This window comes from Shinella sp. S4-D37, from assembly GCF_040812195.1.
Classification (GTDB): Bacteria; Pseudomonadota; Alphaproteobacteria; order Rhizobiales; family Rhizobiaceae; genus Shinella.
This window is the reverse complement of record NZ_JBFNXL010000001.1, coordinates 152,422-171,109: the sequence shown is the minus strand read 5'-3', so window position 1 is coordinate 171,109 and position 18,688 is coordinate 152,422. Positions and strand designations below refer to the sequence as shown.

The window sequence follows — 18,688 nt, the reverse complement described above, 5'->3', positions numbered from 1 at the left end:
ACGCGGGGAGACAGTTATGAACGTCCCGGCAAGAGGATCGCGGCCGGGGCGTTCCGGTCCTTACCGGACCATGAAGACGGGCACGTCACATGTCTCGATGATCGAGGCGGTGACGCCCCCGAAAACACGCTCTCGCAGGCGCGAGTGGCCATAGGCCCCCATGACGATCATGTCGCAGCCGAGTTCGCGCGCATGCTGGCGGATCACGTCTTCCGTCTGCCGCTGCCCGCTCGCAAGCTGCTCGACCACGACTTTCGCACCATGACGGGACAAGAAGGCCGCTATGTCGGCGCCTGGCTCTCCCCCGTTTTCGAAGTAGGAAGAATCCGGATCGACGATGACGATGCGGACAGCATCGGCGTCCTTCAGCAGCGCCATGGCTGCCTTTGCAGCGCTGGCCGCCTGCGGGCGCGAATTCCACGCCAGAAGGACGTTTTTCGGCTTCAGGGTGGTGCGACTTGCCTTCGGCATCAAGAGCAGAGGCGTACCGGCGTTGAATGCCGTCGCCGCAATCGCAGCCTTGCGAAGCTCGACATCCGAGCGGATACCTTCCCCGGCAACGACGACATCGGCATACATCGCACGCGTGCCGATGTTGCTCTCGATAATGAAGCGATCATCGTAGATGTGGTCGACATCGAACGACACGCCGCCTTTCCTGCAACGCTCGTCAGCGAGACGTCGAACGTCCACCACCTCGTCAATTTCCCTTTGGCGCTTGCTCAGCCAGGCGGCTGCGACAGGATAGTCCGCACCGAACGGCGATATCGCGGTTCGCAGCGCCATGATGGACAGATGCCCGCCGATTTCTGTCGCCAGCGTTACGGCCTTATCGATATCCGTCTCGGTGTTTGTCGTGCCGATGAGCGAGAGTATGGTCTTGAATGACATTTCTGAGTTCCTTCACCGGAATTGGTCATGCAATGACGGAAAGCTAACCGTCGGCACCCGCATGCGCGATGATCTGCGTCAAAAGAGAACCCGGGCGTGAACATTCCGTTCAAAGGATGGCTCGACCGACCGGTCCGATATATTCCGTCTTGAAGCCATCCTTGCGTGCGCTGCGGAGAAAGGCATTCGCCCGCATGAGATCGAACGTGATGTCGGCCTTGCGCAAATGCGCGTGATTTGCATGCAGCAGTAAGACGCGCGCGCTCACCACATGAAGCCTCCATCCACCTTCTTCCAGGCGGATGAGCCGAAAATCGGCGGCTTGGATGGATTGAGCCGGCTGGGTCTCTCCGTGGCGTGATGCCTCGGACTTTGCACGGGGGTGGGTCGTATTCAACGTTGCTATCGTCCTGCGTCCATTGCTGATTTTCCTCGCGGGCTCTGGTCGGGATATTCGCGCGTGGCATCTGCGGATCAAAGTCGCCATCCATCGTCGCCTTCGACGACACAATTTGACGTGCGTCAAAGCCTTTGCTCGCAGTCTGCCCGATCCATTTCAGATGAATGGCCCGCACGTCCTTCCCGCTCAGCAAAGTATAAACGGAGATCAGACCTATGACGTTCAAGACAGTGCTTGTGATTACCGGCTCGGATTTCGGCAATGGCGACCTGCAAATGGGGGTGGATCTTTGCAAGGACATCGATGCACACCTTGCGGTGCTCCCCTTAGGTCATCGACGGGCCGATAAACGGCGAGCTCTCTATCCTCTACATCCACAGGGTCCTCGTCCCCACGCTCGCCAAGGCGACATCGTCATCCTCGACAATCCCGGCAGCCATAAGGGCCAGGCCGTCCGTCGTGCCGTCCGGGCCGCAGGCGCACACCTCTTCTTCCTGCCGCCCTACAGTCCGCACCTCAATCCCATCGAAATGGCGTTTTCCAAGCTCAAGACGCTCTTGCGAAAACAGAAGGCAAGAACCTATGACGACCTCTGGAAAGCTCTCGGCAAAGTCTGCGATCTCTTCACCCAAGAAGAATGCTGGAATTACTTAAAGCACCCAGGATGCGTTGCATGTTAATCGCCCGACACTCTAGCCGGGACAGGGGGCGCAGCGACCATGACGGTTGGATCCAGCAACCGTACCTTGGGAATTCGAGCGGACATGGACGCTCTCCCGATCTCCGAAGAAACTGGAGCCGAATATGCCAGCACTACGCCCGGCGTGATGCATGCACCCGATCGGCTGTTCATCGACAACAGTTGCATCAAGGTCCACCGCTGCGCGGGCGGAGGAAAAGGGGGGCCTTGGCTCATGGTATCGGCCGCACCAAAGGTGGGCGCAACACCAAGCTCCATGCCGTCTGCGACGCGAAAGGCCGTCCTGTCGTCCTGCTCCTGACACCGGGAAACGTTCATGATTGCAAGGTCGCCCAACGCTGCATCGAAGCCATGCCGCGGTCCAGCGAACTCGTCGCCGACAAAGGTTATGACAGCCAGGCCCTGCGCGCGTGGCTTGACGAGCGCGGCACCCAGGCCGTGATCGCGCCCCGCAAGAACCGCAAAATCCAGTACGAATACGACAAGGTCATCTACAAGCAGCCAAACGTCATCGAGCGTATGTTCTGCCGCCGCCGTCATCTGGTGGATGTAGTGAGCCCGGACCCTAGCAACGCGGGTCCTCTCTGATTGGATGGTTGCAGCATGGGGTAAACTTGATTCAACCCATAAGATCGGGATTTCGGCTGGAGGCTCTCGAACTTCATCGCGCAGGATATATTCGACCGACCCCAAACGAGCGCGGAAATCCAAAGCCGGGTGGTCGCTAGACGCATCGGCGGGCCACCCTCTTGACCAAAGACATAATTTGTCATATATGACTAATAAAGTACAATAGCACTTCAAATATGGAGTATTGTGTGAGTTCCCCCAAAGCGAAGCCGGCCCTTGAGAGATTAGGGCAGGATATCCGAAATGCGCGGCTGCGGCGTGGTACCGCCGTAGCGGATCTCGCCGTGCGCGCCGGAACTTCGGCGAGTTCCATTGCTCGCCTCGAACGGGGCGATCCCGGTGTCGCTATAGGGACACTTGCCGATGTGCTGGTGGTGCTGGGCCTTCTGGAGCGGCTGGCCGACTTGGTTGATGTCCGCAAGGACGATCTTGGACTTGCGCTGACAACCGAACATGGGCCTCGCCGGGGGCGCTCGTTCGCAGCGAAGCTGCGAAAGCAGAAGAGCCAATCCGCAGGAACTCAAAATCAACAGGACATCGTGGACCCTGACGGTACATCATTCTAATGACTGATTTCCGCGCCCACGTCGCCCTCGGCGAAAGCCTGACGCCGGTTGGGCAGTTGCGTTTCACACAGGCTGGGCCGCGGCAGTTTTCGACTTTTGCCTATGACGCGCCCTGGATCGAAAATCCGCGCGCATTCGCCATAGAGCCGGACTTCTCTCTTGAGGCCGGGCCGTTTCATAGGTCTGGCCAGCCGGGAAACATGCGTGACGCATTGCCCGGCGTTTTCGCTGACGCCGCCCCCGACAGTTGGGGACGCAGGCTTCTCGAACGAGCCTATGGCAATGGGCTCAACGAATTCGAGTATCTGACGCTGTCCGATGATGCCTGCCGACAGGGCGCGATGCGCTTTCTGGATAGCAAGGGCGAGATCATTCGCGGCAACGCCGCCGACGCCGTTCCGCGTCTGGTCGATCTGGAAGCCATCACGGCGATCGCCCGCGCCTATGAGCAGGGGAAAGAGATTTCGGCCGAGGAGATGCTGGCGCTGGCCGGCGCGGGCGGCTCCGGCGGAGCGCGACCCAAGGCCAATGTAAGGGATGGCGGTGTGCTGTGGCTGGCGAAGTTCACCTCGGTCCACGATCAGCAGCCTATCGAGCGTGTCGAGGTCGCTACGCTTCGCTTGGCGGAGGCCTGCGGCATCCGCACACCCATGACGCGGTTGGAACTGGCGGACACGTCGTTCCCGGTGGCGTTGATTCAACGGTTCGATCGGCGCGGGGCCGCACGGATTCCCTATATTTCCGCGCGTACTGCGTTGGGCAAGACCGGGGCGGAGCTTGGCTCCTATACGGAGATCGTCGATTTCATGCGGGCCGCATCATCCGACCCCATGGCCGATTTCCGCGAACTCTATCGTCGGCTGATCTTTACGATCCTCGTGTCCAACAAGGATGACCATCTGAAGAACCATGGCTTCCTCTATGTGGGAGCGGGTCAATGGCGGCTGTCGCCGGTGTTCGACGTGAACCCGGCGCCGGATCGCAACCCCCATCTTGAGACAGCGATCCTTGAGGGCGGCGCCCATGATCGGTCGATCAAACTCGCGCTGGAAGCTTGCGAGTTTTTCGAGATCCCCGAGGCCGAGGCCCGGGACATTATCCGTGCTACGGCGCTGCTTATCTCGGATGGATGGAGGGAAGGTCTCCGCCAGGTCGGTGTCTCAGGCGCATTGGCTCGCGACTATGAGCCGGCCTTCGTGAACGACGAGATGGGGGTGGCGCTCGAAGCTTAAGTCATATCTGACCAGTTATTTCATATTGTGCGTCATATATGACTATAACACGGCAGATGAAGAATGATGCAGGGGAGTGTTCAAGACACTTGGAATGGTTCGGCGGGTGCGCCGGGGAAGGTTGGTTTGGCAGATTGGTCATGCTGCGTCTGACATAACGGCCGCCGAATTATTATACCAGGTGACGTTAGATTCTATTATGTATCTCCGCGACCCCAACTTCTGAGCTTCGAATCCTCGCGCTGCAGTGGCATCGTTCACGCCAATGTTCCCGAGAGACGACGTGCTGAGCCGAGCGCAAGAGTGCAGCCGAGCATGCAATGACTGGTATTGACATAGACGCCGCGGATTGGCCGCGGCGAAGGCGTCATGGGGCGTTCTCCGGACCAGCACTGCTCCAACCATACACAAGCACCGACCTGGTCGGTCAAGGTCGAAAGGCTGGGGGTCGAGGCCCTCGCGAGCATAGCGATCGCTCTGCTGCCTCAGCGGCTGATGCAGGGCAACCTTTTCAAACAGGATGATCGCCAGCAGGTTTGGTCCGGCAAAGCCTCACAATAGAAGAATCACTTCAGTTCAAATCGCTTGAGCATCTGTCTCAGTTGATCATTTTGAAGTCGAAGCCGCCCCGCCAGCTGGGACCGCAATTCCCGGATCTCGCTGTCCAGCGCCCGGACAGGATTTGGTTCATTTGGCGCCGCTTGCTCCGCCAAGGCGACAGCCGACTCCGCACCCCTGATACGCCCCGGCACATCCGCCTTCACCTTCCTTCGGGTTGCCCGCGGTGCCTTATCCTGCTGATTTCGACGTTCGGCGCCTATGATGACCATAGTGCGATCCGGGGCCAAGGCGGGGGCGTTGCCGGCCGGCATCGCGTCAGCCGCCTCTGCCGCGATTGACAGCGGTGGCTCCTGACGATCACCGGCTTCGCCCTCGCCAGCTTGCGACGCGGCCGATGGTTTCGGCTCAGCTGCGGGCTCGCCTTCTATCGATGCTTCAGCAGCGGTGGAATTGGCTTCAGGTCCCTCGTCGAGGCTCTCGCTGAGGTTGGCGTGGCCAACGTCGTGCTGATCCGCAGGCTTTCCCCGAGACAGCAATCCGGTGAGAAGTTTCCAGGGCGACTTTACCATCGCTTTTCAACTCCCATCTTGTCGTGCGCTCCGGTAACCCACTGGGCGGCGGAGACGGAGATGCCCGTTGTCAGCGGTCGAGCAACATCGTGCTGAAGAGGAGGGTCGGCCTGGCAGCCGACCACTCCCCCGGCACCAGGTCAGTCAAGGCCGAGTCGCTTGCGAAGACTAGCATTTTCCTCGCGGAGCTTTTCCGCAAGCAGCTTCCGCAGTCGCTGGTTTTCCTGCTCAAGCTGAAGCAGGTCCTCCATCTCCTCACCAGCAGCTGCGATAGGCGAGACAGCTTGCATGGCGGGTTCGACAATCGACCCGACAGCAGCCTTGGCTTTGCGTCCGCCACGGCGACCAACTGGCTTCACCTCGGTTGCGGCGTTCTTGCTACCCCTTTTTGCCCGCGTTTTCTTAACAGCAGGCGCGTCGACCAGAGCATCAGAGGTTACAGTTTCCAACACTTTCTTGGCTCGCGGGCCACGCTTCTTGGGTTCAGGCGCCTTCACCAGCGCAGTTTCGGGTTCGGTGGACATCTGTTCAGTCATGCTCGTGTCGTCGGCCATCTGTTCCTCCGGTGGTAAGCTTGATGTTGTCTTTTGCTGCAGATCTGCTGTCAACGTGGATGCACGCGATACCTCGTGCATCGCCGCATCTGAATCAATGCGAAGCGCACCAGCCCCGGGTGTTTCCGCCTCGCCGTCGTGCTCGGCGAACCGGCGCAAATCGACGTTGCCCCAGATCGAGTTGGATTGCGGCGTGGGTTTTCGACGCGCACCCTTGTACTCAACGACAAAATTCTTTGGCGGCTTTTTCAAATGTCCGAGGCTCCAGGTGCACGCAATTGGTCATACGCAAAAAGACATGGCTCGCACAGAAATGCAAACTCCTGGTTCATTGCGCCCGACAATGGCGGGCAGGATCGGAAGACCGGCAAGTCGAAAGCCGAAAACGTTCGCGCAATCTAACCGACCTGTATGGCGCGCGGAAGTTACCGGCTGCCGGCGCCAATGTGTTCAAGGGTAAGCTGATCTGGTTCGCCAGCGAAGAAGCGCCCCACAGCGACCCGAAACCGTCCTCCCTCCTCCGCGGTTGCTTCGCTGCGCGCGCGATAAAGCAACCCCCTGCATGTTTCGAACTGTATATATGCAGATCATGAGATGTGTTCGGTATCCTGTAATTATTGCTTCGCAATATTAGCTTTGTGCGGCGCAATGCCTGGGGAGAGACGTATTCCTCTTCACCGTCGGCCGGTGTTAATTGCTAATTAACCTCGTATATATACGATAGCGTACATAAGAGTTTTTAAAAAATGCATACGGGTCGGAAGTCCCGGGCTGGTTGATTGATGTGAAATCAGAAGACGGCATGACGCCTCCTCCATTGTTCACGACGCCCGCCTTTCTCCCCTAACGATCGATCCGATCCACTGCGCAATGAAAACCCTCCTCCCTCCGGCGGGGCGGCGGCCGATTTCACGCGCCCGGTATTAAGCCTACATCCTGCGCCCTCTCTCGACGCCACAGAGTAGCGCGCCCATCCACTGAGGAAAACGCGATGAATACTCACAGTGCTTCTACCGCATACAAGGCCGGTGGCCTTGCCCCGGCCGCACGAGGCCGGCGCCCGTCACTGTCTATACGAACCCTGCTCCTGTCCATCGTGGCGGCCTTCGTGGTCGGACTGCTCTACGCCGCTTCCACCAATCTCCTGTCGGCATGGGACACGATGCGCTCGGCCCGCATCATGCAGCACAATGCCGAGATGGGCGATCGTTTGCTGTCGAGCGCCGCATCGCTCGCTATCGAACGTGGCCTCACCAACACCGCCCTGTCGGCTGAGGCCGCCACCGATCCCGCCACAATCACCAGGATCGCGGAACTCCGCCGGAGCGGCGACGGAGCGCTTGAGGCGGCGCTCGAACGTCTTGTCGGCGGCGCCGATTTTGCCGGGCGGGACGCGCTCATCCGAAGCGTGCGCCAGAACCTCGATGCACTGGTGGCGCTCAGGCGCGATATCGACCGGCAACTGCCGCTTTCCGCCGACGCGCGCAATGCCGGGGTCGTGGCCCAGTGGGTGCCGGCAATAACTGCGCTGATCATGTCGTCGCAGGATTTGCGTATTGCTGCGCAGGAAGTGCCGGTCACAGCGCTCGCACGCACGCAGATCATGCTCGATCTGAGGCAGGCGATGTGGGTGGTCAGCGAATATGCCGGTCGCGAAAGAGCACTCGTCGGCGGCATGATTGCCCGCAATGCGCATCTCGAGGAAGATCATCTCGCGACGCTCGCCGAGTATCGCGGCCGACTCGAGCAGTCCTGGGCGTCTATTGAGGTCTATTCCAGCCGCTCCTTTGCCAATCCGGCCGTGGTGTCGGCCGTAGCGGCGGCGAAAGCGGAATACTTCGGTTCGTTCAGCACACTGCGTGACAGCGTCTATAAGGCCAACGCCGAAAACGGCCCCTACCCCGTAAGCGGCGACGAATGGATGACGACGGCGACCCGCGCCATCGACAGCCTGCTTGCGCTCTCCGATGTCTTAGGCAAGGCCACCGGCAGCTATGCCGCCCAGGTGGAAGCAAGTGGCTTCAACAGTTTCGTGATCAGTTCCACCGTCCTGGTGATCGCCATCATGCTCGGTGTGTTCGCCCTCTGGATCGTAGTGACGCGTGTCACGCGCCCGGTCCATGCCCTGACGGACGTCATGTCACGGCTGAGCGGTGGTGATCTGGAGCTCACCGTGCCGTCGATCGAGCGCGGCGACGAGGTCGGCCAGATGGCGCGGGCAGTCGAGATCTTCCGCGAAGCAGGACTTACCAACCGTCGGCTGGAAGCCGAGGCCGAGCAGGGCCGCAGGCTCACTGAGGAAGAGCGCCGACAGCGCGAGGCGCATGGCGCGGCGGAAGCCGAGAAGCTCGAATCTGCCATGAACACGCTCGCCACCGCGCTTGGCCACCTTTCCGAAGGCGATGTCGGACACCGGATCGAAACCCCGCTGGCCGGTTCACTCGACAAACTGCGGACAGATTTCAACCAGTCCGCTGGCAAACTCGAGGAAGCGCTGCGCGCTGTCGGCGGCAATGCGGAGGCGATCCGTGCTGGAGCCGAACAGATTCGAGTCGCCACCAACGACCTCGCTAAGCGTACCGAAATGCAGGCCGCGTCCGTCGAAGAGACCGCCGCCGCCATCGAGGAGATTACCACCGCTGTCAAGGATGCCAGCCGGCGCGCCAACGAGGCGGGTGAACTTGTCGAGCGGACGCGCAAGCAGGCCGAGCGCTCGGGTACCGTTGTCGAACAGACAGTTGGAGCAATGAGCGCGATCGAGGGCTCCTCCGACGCGATCGGCAAGATCATCAGCGTCATTGACGAGATCGCCTTCCAGACCAACTTGCTGGCGCTCAATGCAGGCGTCGAGGCCGCGCGGGCTGGTGATGCCGGCAAGGGCTTTGCGGTGGTGGCGCAGGAAGTGCGCGAACTTGCCCAGCGTTCAGCCGGAGCGGCCAGGGAGATCAAGGCGCTGATCACCTCCTCCGCTGACCAAGTCAAGGCAGGCGTCGGGCTTGTGGGCGAAACCGGCAGCGCGTTGCGCGCGATCGTCGCTGAGGTTCAGGAGATCAGCCGGCACGTATCGGCCATTGTCGAGGCGGCGCGCGAGCAGTCTATCGGCCTCCAGGAGATCAGCGCTGCGGTCAACCAGATGGATCAGGGCGCCCAGCAGAACGCTGCCATGGTCGAAGAATCGTCGGCGGCTTGCCACGGCCTAGCGGGAGAAACTACGGCTCTCAACGATCTGGTCTCGAAGTTCCGCTTCGGCAGCGGGCGCGAATTGGTTCGCCCCGTCGCGAATACCTCTCCGGTTGGGAGCCCGGCGCAGGAACGGGAACGGCCAGTCAGGCTTATCGCCCGCAGCGGCGCGGCTGTCGCGGTCAGCGAGAACTGGGAAGAGTTCTGAGTACGATTGGTATCCGTCCGTCAGGCCCCGGTTCGCCGGGGCTCCAACTCCAGCATTTCAAGAAGTGCGTTCATATCCGAACGCCTATCGGAGGCCCACCGGGAGTAGGTCTTGCCATGATCTGACCCGGGTTGGGATGCTGCTGGCTGCGTGGTGCTGTTGATAGTCGTCCGCCGCACCGTTTGATCTGGCGGATGGGTGGAGCGTATCGATCCGGGGGATCGCATAGCCGCGGTCGTTCCGCTGAGTAAACGTTCCAACACCTTGTTGTATTGAAGGAATTTCCAGTGAATACCCATGATGTATCCAAGATCCATAAGACAAATGGTACCCTCACGACGCAGGTTAGCCGTACGTCGTTGGCGATCCGCACCCTACTTCTGTGCATCATGGCGATCTTCGTGGTCGGGTTGCTGATTTCCACTTCCACCAACCTGCTTTCGGCGTGGAATACGATGCGTAGCGCGCGCACTATGCAGCGCAATGCTGAGGTCGGCGATCTTTTTTTGACCAGCGCTGGGGCGCTCGCGACGGAACGCGGCGTCACCAACACGGCGCTCGCGGCCGCCTCTGCCACCGACCCGGATACTGTCGCACGGATCGCCGAACTCCGCCAGCGCGGCGACGCGGCACTCGTCTCGGCACTCGGGAGACTGCACGACGACACCGAATTTGCCAGAAAAGGTGCACTGATCACCACCGTGCGCCAGAACCAGGACGCGCTCATCTCCCTCCGGCGCGACATAGACCGGCAACTGTCGCTTCCCGCTTCGGCGCGTGACGGTGCCGTGCAAGGCCAGTGGGTTCCGGCCATCACTGCGCTCATCATGTCGTCACAGGATCTGCACGTCGCTACCCAAGAAGTACCGATGACGGCACTTGCCCGCACCCAGATCATGCTCGATCTCCGGCAGGCGATGTGGGCGGTCAGCGAATATGCCGGCCGCGAGCGGGCGATGATCGGCGCCATGATCGCCCGCCAAGAGCGGTTCGGCGACGAAAGCCTTTCCACGCTCGCCGAATATCGTGGCCGGCTTGAACAGTCCTGGGCTTCGATCAAAGCCTACACTGGCCGCTCCTTCGCCGATCCAGCGGTGGTTCAGGCCATCGAGGCGGCAAATTCAGATTTCTTCAGCACCTTCGGCGTGCAACGCGGGAGTGTTTACAATGCCAGCGCCGAGGGTCGCCCCTATCCGCTCGGGAGCGACGAATGGGTGGCGGCCGCCACCCAGGCAATCGATAGCCTGCTTGCCCTCTCCCACGTCCTCGGTGAGGCGACCGGCAACTATGCCAGAGAGGTCGAGGCAAGTGGCTTCAATGGCTTCGTGGCAAGCTCTGCCGTGCTGGCGATCGCGGTGGTGCTCGGGACCTTCGCCTTCTTCATTGTCGTCACTCGGGTCACTCGACCGATCCAGGCGCTGACCGGGGTGCTCGAAGCATACAAGTCGGCGCTGGACGAGCATGCGATCGTGGTAATCACCGATCGGCGGGGCAGGATCACCCATATCAATGAACCCTTCTGCCGCATCAGCGGCTACGGGCCCGGAGAATTGATCGGCCGCTCCCACAACATCGTCAATTCCGGCCATCACAACAGGGAATTCTTCACCGCCATGTGGCGCGAGATAGCAGACGGCAGGATCTGGCACGGCGAGGTCTGCAACCGCGCGAAGGACGGCACACTCTACTGGGTCGATACCACCATTGTCCCCTATCTGGATGACGTCGGCCGCGCCGGTGGCTATGTCTCCATCCGCTACGATATTACCGAGCGCAAGCGGGCCGAAGCGCGATTGCTCGATGAGAACGGACGCCGCGAACGCGTCGAGACCCTGCTCCGCGACATCATCGAAACCATTCCTGACGGTGTCGCCGCTTTCGATGGCGATGAGCGTCTGATCCTCTGCAACAGGGCCTATCGCGAACTCCATGACACGATCGCGCAGGATATCGATACGGGCGCCCGGTTTGAGGACCTGATGACGCTCGCCCTGGAGCGGGGGCAGTTCATACTTCCGGATAATTCGGAGGAAGCTGTCGCCGGCTGGCTTGCCGCCCGCCTCGCTGCGCTCCGTCGGCCTGCCGGTCCGATCGTCCAGCATCTACGCGACGATCGCTGGCTCCAGGTGCGCGAGCGACGCTCCGAATCAGGCAATACGGTGGGTGTCCGCACGGACATAACCGATCTTAAGCGCGCCGAATTGACGATCAAGCAGCAGGCGGAACACGATCCGCTCACCGGACTCTACAACCGTTCGGTGCTCATGAGCCGATTGCAACGGGCCCTTACGCGCGCCCAGCGTGGTGGCTACACAGGCGCACTGGTGGTCGCTGACCTCGACAATTTCAAGCTGATCAATGATACGCTCGGCCATGATGCCGGTGACACCCTCCTCAAGGAGATTGCCGCCCGCTTCAAGGCGGGGCTACGCGCCAGCGATGTGGTTGTGCGGCTCGGCGGCGATGAATTTGCCTTCATCCTACCGAGAATCGTGGATCGCAAGGCGCTTGAGCGGCTGATGGGCCGGCTGCGAAAAGTCGTCTCGGAGCCGGTGATGATCGGCTCGAGCCGGCTGAAGCCCCACTACAGCCTGGGCATCAGCCTGTTTCCCGATCAGGCCGTCACGCCGAGCGAACTGATGAAGAACGCCGATATCGCGCTCTACGAGGCTAAAGCTGCCAATCGCGGCAGCTGGCGCATCTTCGACAAGGCCATGCGCTCGGCTCTGGAGCGGAGAGAAAGGTTAGCCGCCGCGCTGCAGCGTGATCTCTCGGCAGAACGGCTGACCATCGCGCTACAGCCGCAGGTCTCGCTGGCCGATGGCCGCCATATCGGCTTCGAGGCACTGGCACGCTGGAAGTTGAACGGACAACCGGTTTCGCCGGCAGAATTCATCCCGATCGCAGAGGAAACCGGCTTGATCGTACAGCTCGGTAACTTCGTGATGGAAACGGCACTCGCCTCAGCCAGTGCGATGGAGAAGGACGGCTTCGCCTTCGGCACGATCGGGATTAACGTCGCCGCGGCGCAATTGAAACATGACGGTTTCGTCGCGCAGGTCGCCGCCATGCTGGATCGTTACCGGATCGCTCCTGCCAGGCTTGAGCTGGAAATCACCGAGAATGTCTTGCTTGACCGTGGCGTTGATATGATCGCAAAGTCGCTCGACGCCTTACACCGGCTCGGCGTCAGGATCGCACTTGATGATTTTGGCACAGGTTACGCATCGCTCATCCATCTCAAGCGATTTCCCGTCGACCGGCTGAAGATCGACCGTTCCTTCATCGATGATGTTGAGACCAGCCCGGACAGCGCGGCCATATCGAGAGCAATCATCGGCCTTGCCCACAGCCTCGGTCTCGATGTCGTTGCGGAAGGCGTGGAGACGGAGAGGCAACTTGCCTTCCTGCGTGAGCATGGGTGCGGCTACGGGCAGGGCTATCTGTTCGGCGAGCCACTGGAGGGATACAAACTGGACGATTACGTCACGGCAAGTGTTCGCCCTGCCATCGCCAATGCCGACCTGGAAAGACGGCTCGCCCATGCCTGATGAGTGGAGCAAGCAGACTGGGGGCCGGTCCAGATGCCGGGATATCACAGCTTCAGGCGCTGGATGCGCCCGTAGCACTCGCAGGCGCGCTGCTCGAGCCCGGCCCGGTCACGGATGGTCAACGATCCCCGCGCATACGTCAGCACGCCATCATCCTGCAATCGGGAGCAAACTTCATGCACAGTGGCCCGGCGCAATCCGAGAACTTCGGCAACTGACTGCTGGGTGATTTGGAACGTATCACCCAGCACGCGATCATGGGCGTGAAGCAACCAGCTCGCTACTCGCTGCCCAGCCATGTGCAGGCTATTGCAGGCCACCGATTCCATGGTCTGCGTGATCAGCAGCTTGGCATAGCGCAACATTGTCTCGCGCACGCAAGGATAGGTTTCGAGCGCCCAATCGAGATCGGCGATCGTGATCCATGAGGCATAGCCCGGAACCCGGACAACCGACCGGCTGATGGAATTGCCGCCACCCATCAACAGCACGAAGCCGAGGAACCCCTCATGGCCGATCGAAGCCTTCTCCACGCTCCTGCCGTCCTGCATGTCGGCCATGAGCGACAATACGCCCTCGTGCGGGAAGACGGCATGGGTGAAAGGTTCGTGCTCCTCGTAGAGGACCTCGCCCCCGCGGATAGCGCGCGTGAGCGCCCGGCGGGTCAAGAATTCCTGCGCGTCAGGCCGCAAGGCGCGGATGATCCGGTTTCGCATCTCGAAATCCTTGCTGATATGGGGCCTCCCTGGCTGATTCGCGACGTCCCGGCCGATCTGGTCGGTAAAAAAAGCGTTTTAATGGTCAATCGGTAAAGGCTTCATGAGGACCGGTCTGCGGAATGGTGCGGTCGGGTCTTCGCATAGCCCCTGCAGTCGGTCATCGGAAATACAACCATAACTATTTGATAAACGTCAATGGTGCTGCGACTGACGGCCGGCGCAGTGTTTCTGTTCCATGAGGTGATTTCGCGATAATTCCTGAGTGAAAGCGTCAAAACTTGACTTTTGTCCACAGGGTTTTCTTACGGTCGCGATCCATCGGAAGGCGCCTCTGGGCGGCTGTGACCCTGCCGATGCTGGCTGCGGGTTATTTCGCCTATGCCCAATGTGTCGGCGACGTCCAGGCGTGCCGTAGAGGCGCGCGACATGATACGCCATGCGCGCCAAGGCCGACGAATCCGGCGTCGTCATGCAGAGCGCGGTCATGGCAATGGAGCGGATTGATCATGCCGCCCGCCAGATAAGCCAGATCATCGGCGTTATCGACGAAATCGCTTTCCAGACGAACCTGCTCGCCCTCAATGCGGGGGTGGAGGCCGCCCGTGCGGGGGATGCGGGCAAGGGCTTTGCTGTCGTTGCGCAGGAAGTTCGTGAACTCGCCCAACGCTCCGCCAAGCGCGGGAAATCAAGGCGCTGATCGGCAATTCGGATGTGGCGGTCAGCGAAGGGGTGAACGGGGCGCTGTCACAGTTCCAGCTGGACCGGCAACGGCAAACGCCGCAGCGACACGCCGTAGCGGCTTGAAGCCTCGCGGTCCTTCGGATTGTCGATGTCACGTCACGAGCAATGCCCTGGTTCCTGCGTGCAGCATCCCAGGCCGGCAAACGAAATAGCGCAAGCTCTTTGTGTGGGAACAAAGACCGCACGTCCACCTGCTCTCATTACCTACTGTGAACGGCAATATGGGTGAAAGCGAATGGAACAGACAGTCCGAGAAACCAGTGGCCCAAGTCGGCCTGTGGATGGATGCTCCACCGACTGGGATCCGCGCTGCCCGGAGGTCCTGAGCGATCAGATCGGTGCTTACGACCGGATGCGCGAAACCTGTCCAGTCGCCTACAGCGACTATCTCGGATGGTCTCTCTTCCGTCATCAGGACGTTCTTCGGGTTCTAGGCGATCACGAGACATTCAGCAATGTCGTGTCGCGCCATCCTTCGGTGCCGAACGGTATGGATCCGCCGGAGCACACGCTCTATCGCCGCATGATCGAGCCCTATTTCGCGCCGGAGCGCATCGCGGCCTTTGAACCCGACTTCCGGCAAATTGCACATGATCTCGTGGCCTCTCTCGGCAGAACCCCGTCATGCGATGTCATCAGGGATTTTGCCGAGCCTTATGCCGTGCGTATCCAGTGCAGCTTTCTCGGCTGGCCGCAGACGCTGCACGCGCCGCTGCTGCAATGGATCTACAAGAACCGCACCGCGACGCTCGCCCGCGACAGCGAGGCGACGGCGGCCGTTGCCCTCGAATTCGACGGCCATATCCGCTCGCAGCTGAAGTTGCGCGAACAGGCCGGCGCCGATGCCGGCGATGATCTCACGACCTGCCTGCTTCGCCAGACCATCGACGGGCACAGGCTGGACCATTCCCAGATCGTCAGCATCCTGCGCAACTGGACGGTGGGGGAACTTGGAACCATCGCCGCCTGCGTCGGCATTATCTTGCATTTCCTCGCCGAGCGCCCCGATGTCCAGAGCCAGCTTCGGCAGGACCGGAGCCAGTTGCCGCCGGCAATCGACGAAATCCTGCGGCTTCATGGGCCATTGCTCTCCAACCGGCGCGTGGCAACCCGTGCCGTGACGATAGGCGGACGGACGATCGAGGCGGGAGACCGGATAACGGTGATGTGGGCCTCGGCAAACCGTGATGGCGCAGCTTTCGCGGATGCGAAGCAGTTCCATCCGGAGCGCGACCAGTCGCATAACCTGCTGTATGGCACGGGCATCCATGTCTGTCCGGGCGCGCAACTGGCAAGGATGCAGCTGCGCATCGTGCTGGAGGAACTGCTCGACGGTCTTGATCCCTTCGCACTGCCTGCCCGCTCGCCGCCGGTCCGGGCGACTTATCCCGCAAGCGGATTTTCCTCGCTCTTCCTGACACCGGCATAGGGTGCGCCACCGAGACATCGAAAGGTCAGCCATGCGTATAGCCGTCGTCACGATATCAGACCGTGCCCGCCGTGGGCAGTACGAGGACCTGAGCGGCCCGGCGGTCGAGGCATGGCTGCGCGAGACGGTCGTGACGCCGTTCGAGATCGTCGGACGGGTCATTCCGGACGGGGTTTCTGCGGTGCGCGATACGCTTCTTGCCCTATGCGATGAGCTGCACGCCGATCTGATCCTCACGACCGGTGGGACGGGGCAGGCCCTGCGCGACGGGACGCCGGAGGCCATGCCCGCGGTCGTGACGAGAGCGCTGCCGGGCTTTGGCGAGCAACGCAGGCGCGCCAGCACGCGCGGCAAGACGTTGATCATCAACCTGCCGGGAAAACCGGGCTCGATCCGTTTCAGCCTCGATGCGATCTTTGCCACGGTGCCTTACTGTCTCGATTTGATCGGGGCGGGTTGGATGGATACCGATCCTGCCCGCATCAGAGCCTTTCGGCCCAGCCCCCCATCATCAAACTGAGCCATTTCTCCGTCATGCGCAGGAAGACAGGGCTCATGGAACACGCCGGCGCAAGCCGCTCGATGCTGATGTTCCATCCGGCCGGCATTTTCTTCGCGCTCGCCGCGACCATTGCCGTGGTGCTGCCGTGGCTCTGGCTCCTCCCGCTGGCGGATCCGCGCCTGGCGCATATCCGGCTCGGCCTGTTCGGCTTCGGCGGCATGGCCATCTGCGGCTATGTCATGACGGCGCAAAAGGCCTGGACCGGGCATGCGTTTCCCGTGCCGGCACTTTTTTCCGGGGCGCTTGCCCTCGGCGCCCGTTTGGCATCCCTGGGCTCCCCGATGGCTTTCTGGCCGGTCTTTCTGTTGTCGCTACCGGTCGCCTCGATGATCCTGTGGCCCGTATTGCGGGCAAGGCGATGGGACAAGATCCCTCTGGCGATGGTTCCGCTGCTGCTTGTCGTAGCGGAGGCGATGCTTGTCGACGGATGGGATATCGCCGGCCTCCTCCCGATTGCCCTTGCAATCCTCATCTTTATCGTCGGCGGCCGGCTGGTCTCTTCCTTCGCCGCCGAAGCACACCGCCGCCGCGACCTTTCCGCACCGCGCAGGCCGCCGCTCTGGTTGGGTTGCATCCTGTTGGGGGCAGGTCTCCTTCATCAGGAAGACATGGGAATGCTCGCGCTGCTCGCCACGGCACTCTGGATCATCGCCCGAAGTGTCGATTGTCTCCGGCTCGGGCAGGCGAACCGGATGCTGGGCCTCGGCTATGCGGGTCTTGCCCCCGGCATGATTGCTATCGCTGCAGTGAGGTTCGGGCTGGTTCCGCAACTGGTGCAGGTCCACGCCCTGACCATGGCAACCATCGGGCCGATGATCCTTGCGGTTGCCGCACGCATAACGATGCGGCGATCGGCAGGCGCCGAGCTTCTGCCTCGCCGCCGCCATTGGGCGGCCCTTATGCTCATATTCTTTGCAGCCCTCACGCGTGGATTGGCGGAATTGTCCGGGCAGGCACCAATATTGTTGGCCGCGGCAGGTTTCGGCTGGTCCACCGCCTGGGTGCTTTTCCTGTCAGTTCACATGCAAGCATTGATGCAGCCCGCACCCTTTCCCCTGCTGAGCGCGGAGCGTGCTGCCCGGCCGGTGGATGTCCCAGGTCCGTAGCACACGGTAGATGGCCGGGATGACAAGCACCGTCAGCAGCGTCGACGATGCCAGCCCGAACAGAAGCGATATCGCCAGCCCCTGGAAGATCGGGTCGGCGAGGCTGACCGCCCGCGAGGCGCGGGTGGCCCGGCTCGCCGTCAGCGAAATCCACATTCGGACGCCCGGCCCGCTTGCTGGCATGCTGGTCGGCACGAGGTCCTGATGCTTATGCGCCTCAGCGATCTCTCTGCCTGTTTCGAGGGCGTGATCCCCTCCATCATCGCCACCGCCTCGGCGGACGGCATGCCGAACATTTCCTATCTTTCACACATGGTGCGGGTCGATGAGGAGCATGTTGCCCTTTCCAACCAATTCTTCGCCGAAACGGCGGCGAATGTGCGCGCCAATCCGCATGTCACGCTGATCCTCGTCGACGGCTTCACGGGCGACCAGTTCCTGCTCGACATCGGCTTCATGCGGTCCGTCGATGCCGGCCCGCTCTTCGACAGAATCGCCCTGCAACTCAAGGCAAAGAGCGCGCAGGTCGGCAGGTCCGAGGTCATGCGGCTGCGAAGCGCCGATATCTTTCGCGTACAGGGGATCGAGAAGGTCCCCTCCCCCGTCGAGAGGGCCGGCGTCCCTGCGGTCCGTGCCGCCGTCAGCCTCCCCGCCCTCTCGGAGGCGGTCCGCACCATCGAGCGACAGGCGGAAGCGGACGAGATCGTCGACAGCCTGCTTTCTGCCGTGCGGCAGGTCTCGGTCACCAAAATGCGCTCTGGCCTTCGCGGTTTCCTCGCGACCACGGGCAGCATCGGCTACGAGCGGTCGGGCTGGGATCGGAGGTCGCCGGCGGCGAGGGCATGATCGGCGCGGCCGCGGCGAGCGGCCCAGACGATCAAGGCCAGCGACAGGAACCGGGTGCGCCGGTTCGGCGAAGCGATCAGCCAGGATGCCGAGGCTCAGGAAAACACCACGCGCATCGTCGCCTTTCCCCAGCTGTCCTGCGCGATAAGCCAGATGGCCGTGCCCAGGGCCGCCCGCGGCGTGGTGGTCGGCGTACTTTTCATCGAAAGCCCGCAACGGCTGGCTTTCCGAGGAGGAGGAGGC

The 18,688-nt window shown here is 61.5% G+C and carries 15 protein-coding genes and 6 pseudogenes; 13 read left to right on the top strand and 8 right to left on the bottom strand.

Annotated features, from left to right (window positions below):
- Positions 1-60 precede the first annotated feature (60 nt).
- Positions 61-891: a universal stress protein gene (locus tag AB3G45_RS00885; RefSeq protein WP_367828779.1), complete on the bottom strand. Its 831-nt coding sequence runs from the start codon at positions 889-891 to the stop codon at positions 61-63.
- 109 nt (positions 892-1,000) lie between these two features.
- Positions 1,001-1,288: a hypothetical protein gene (locus tag AB3G45_RS00880; RefSeq protein ID WP_367828778.1), complete on the bottom strand. Its 288-nt coding sequence runs from the start codon at positions 1,286-1,288 to the stop codon at positions 1,001-1,003.
- A 324-nt stretch (positions 1,289-1,612) separates the two neighbouring features.
- Here AB3G45_RS00880 and AB3G45_RS00875 point away from each other — a divergent pair.
- The 5 genes and pseudogenes from AB3G45_RS00875 to AB3G45_RS00855 all read left to right on the top strand — a co-directional run.
- Positions 1,613-1,971: pseudogene (locus AB3G45_RS00875) on the top strand (transposase); the annotation flags it as partial.
- A gap of 12 nt (positions 1,972-1,983) precedes the next feature.
- Positions 1,984-2,127: pseudogene (locus AB3G45_RS00870) on the top strand (amidohydrolase); the annotation flags it as partial.
- A complete protein-coding gene (locus tag AB3G45_RS00865) occupies positions 2,094-2,579 on the top strand; it encodes an IS5 family transposase (RefSeq protein ID WP_367828958.1) in 486 nt (161 codons plus the stop codon). The pseudogene AB3G45_RS00870 and the gene AB3G45_RS00865, both read left to right, overlap by 34 nt.
- Before the next feature lie 218 nt (positions 2,580-2,797).
- The gene (locus AB3G45_RS00860; protein ID WP_367828777.1) at positions 2,798-3,187 is read left to right on the top strand and encodes a helix-turn-helix domain-containing protein; all 390 of its coding nucleotides are present in this window, start codon (positions 2,798-2,800) and stop codon (positions 3,185-3,187) included.
- Entirely contained in the window at positions 3,187-4,419 is a 1,233-nt protein-coding gene (locus AB3G45_RS00855) for a type II toxin-antitoxin system HipA family toxin (RefSeq protein ID WP_367828776.1), read from the top strand. The genes AB3G45_RS00860 and AB3G45_RS00855 overlap by 1 nt, the downstream gene beginning before the upstream one ends.
- Positions 4,420-4,676: 257 nt before the next feature.
- Here the strand turns inward: AB3G45_RS00855 and AB3G45_RS00850 are convergent.
- From AB3G45_RS00850 to AB3G45_RS00835, 4 genes and pseudogenes are all read right to left on the bottom strand, one after another.
- Positions 4,677-4,808: pseudogene (locus AB3G45_RS00850) on the bottom strand (amino acid dehydrogenase); the annotation flags it as partial.
- A gap of 58 nt (positions 4,809-4,866) precedes the next feature.
- Positions 4,867-4,971: pseudogene (locus AB3G45_RS00845) on the bottom strand (transposase); the annotation flags it as partial.
- Between the two features lie 14 nt (positions 4,972-4,985).
- Complete coding sequence (locus tag AB3G45_RS00840; protein WP_367828775.1) at positions 4,986-5,549, bottom strand: hypothetical protein; 564 nt, start codon at positions 5,547-5,549, stop codon at positions 4,986-4,988.
- A gap of 140 nt (positions 5,550-5,689) precedes the next feature.
- On the bottom strand, positions 5,690-6,355 hold the full coding sequence (locus AB3G45_RS00835; RefSeq protein WP_367828774.1) for a transcriptional regulator: 666 nt from the start codon (positions 6,353-6,355) through the stop codon (positions 5,690-5,692).
- 739 nt (positions 6,356-7,094) lie between these two features.
- Here AB3G45_RS00835 and AB3G45_RS00830 point away from each other — a divergent pair.
- Positions 7,095-9,491 (top strand): methyl-accepting chemotaxis protein, encoded by a 2,397-nt coding sequence (locus AB3G45_RS00830; protein ID WP_367828773.1) that lies wholly within the window; start codon positions 7,095-7,097, stop codon positions 9,489-9,491.
- Between the two features lie 287 nt (positions 9,492-9,778).
- Complete coding sequence (locus AB3G45_RS00825; protein WP_367828772.1) at positions 9,779-13,042, top strand: EAL domain-containing protein; 3,264 nt, start codon at positions 9,779-9,781, stop codon at positions 13,040-13,042.
- A gap of 44 nt (positions 13,043-13,086) precedes the next feature.
- On the opposite strand, the gene AB3G45_RS00820 is transcribed toward AB3G45_RS00825, so the two are convergent.
- The gene (locus AB3G45_RS00820) at positions 13,087-13,758 is read right to left on the bottom strand and encodes a Crp/Fnr family transcriptional regulator (protein WP_367828771.1); all 672 of its coding nucleotides are present in this window, start codon (positions 13,756-13,758) and stop codon (positions 13,087-13,089) included.
- 442 nt (positions 13,759-14,200) lie between these two features.
- Between AB3G45_RS00820 and AB3G45_RS00815 the strand changes: the two are divergent.
- The 4 genes and pseudogenes from AB3G45_RS00815 to AB3G45_RS00800 all read left to right on the top strand — a co-directional run.
- A pseudogene (locus AB3G45_RS00815) lies at positions 14,201-14,460 on the top strand (methyl-accepting chemotaxis protein); the annotation flags it as partial.
- 277 nt (positions 14,461-14,737) lie between these two features.
- On the top strand, positions 14,738-15,931 hold the full coding sequence (locus tag AB3G45_RS00810) for a cytochrome P450 (RefSeq protein ID WP_367828770.1): 1,194 nt from the start codon (positions 14,738-14,740) through the stop codon (positions 15,929-15,931).
- A gap of 31 nt (positions 15,932-15,962) precedes the next feature.
- Positions 15,963-16,451: a molybdopterin adenylyltransferase gene (mog, locus tag AB3G45_RS00805; RefSeq protein WP_367828769.1), complete on the top strand. Its 489-nt coding sequence runs from the start codon at positions 15,963-15,965 to the stop codon at positions 16,449-16,451.
- A 35-nt stretch (positions 16,452-16,486) separates the two neighbouring features.
- Positions 16,487-17,599: an NnrS family protein gene (locus AB3G45_RS00800; protein WP_367828768.1), complete on the top strand. Its 1,113-nt coding sequence runs from the start codon at positions 16,487-16,489 to the stop codon at positions 17,597-17,599.
- Here the strand turns inward: AB3G45_RS00800 and AB3G45_RS00795 are convergent.
- A pseudogene (locus AB3G45_RS00795) lies at positions 17,507-17,701 on the bottom strand (hypothetical protein); the annotation flags it as partial. The gene AB3G45_RS00800 and the pseudogene AB3G45_RS00795 overlap by 93 nt on opposite strands.
- Between AB3G45_RS00795 and AB3G45_RS00790 the strand changes: the two are divergent.
- Both AB3G45_RS00790 and AB3G45_RS00785 read left to right on the top strand, forming a co-directional pair.
- Positions 17,619-17,804: a hypothetical protein gene (locus AB3G45_RS00790; RefSeq protein WP_367828975.1), complete on the top strand. Its 186-nt coding sequence runs from the start codon at positions 17,619-17,621 to the stop codon at positions 17,802-17,804. The pseudogene AB3G45_RS00795 and the gene AB3G45_RS00790 sit on opposite strands and share 83 nt — an antisense overlap.
- Complete coding sequence (locus AB3G45_RS00785) at positions 17,804-18,445, top strand: pyridoxamine 5'-phosphate oxidase family protein (RefSeq protein WP_367828767.1); 642 nt, start codon at positions 17,804-17,806, stop codon at positions 18,443-18,445. The genes AB3G45_RS00790 and AB3G45_RS00785 overlap by 1 nt, the downstream gene beginning before the upstream one ends.
- The last annotated feature ends 243 nt before the right edge of the window (positions 18,446-18,688 follow it).

Bases quoted from the DNA above. Each gene is read 5' to 3' on its own strand.
- AB3G45_RS00885 (WP_367828779.1), bottom strand. From the start codon at position 891: ATGTCATTCAAGACCATACTCTCGCTCATCGGCACGACAAACACCGAG.
- AB3G45_RS00860 (WP_367828777.1), top strand. From the start codon at position 2,798: ATGGAGTATTGTGTGAGTTCCCCCAAAGCGAAGCCGGCCCTTGAGAGA.
- AB3G45_RS00855 (WP_367828776.1), top strand. From the start codon at position 3,187: ATGACTGATTTCCGCGCCCACGTCGCCCTCGGCGAAAGCCTGACGCCG.
- AB3G45_RS00840 (WP_367828775.1), bottom strand. From the start codon at position 5,549: ATGGTAAAGTCGCCCTGGAAACTTCTCACCGGATTGCTGTCTCGGGGA.
- AB3G45_RS00830 (WP_367828773.1), top strand. From the start codon at position 7,095: ATGAATACTCACAGTGCTTCTACCGCATACAAGGCCGGTGGCCTTGCC.
- AB3G45_RS00820 (WP_367828771.1), bottom strand. From the start codon at position 13,758: ATGCGAAACCGGATCATCCGCGCCTTGCGGCCTGACGCGCAGGAATTC.
- AB3G45_RS00810 (WP_367828770.1), top strand. From the start codon at position 14,738: ATGGAACAGACAGTCCGAGAAACCAGTGGCCCAAGTCGGCCTGTGGAT.
- mog (WP_367828769.1), top strand. From the start codon at position 15,963: ATGCGTATAGCCGTCGTCACGATATCAGACCGTGCCCGCCGTGGGCAG.
- AB3G45_RS00800 (WP_367828768.1), top strand. From the start codon at position 16,487: ATGGAACACGCCGGCGCAAGCCGCTCGATGCTGATGTTCCATCCGGCC.
- AB3G45_RS00790 (WP_367828975.1), top strand. From the start codon at position 17,619: ATGACAAGCACCGTCAGCAGCGTCGACGATGCCAGCCCGAACAGAAGC.
- AB3G45_RS00785 (WP_367828767.1), top strand. From the start codon at position 17,804: ATGCTTATGCGCCTCAGCGATCTCTCTGCCTGTTTCGAGGGCGTGATC.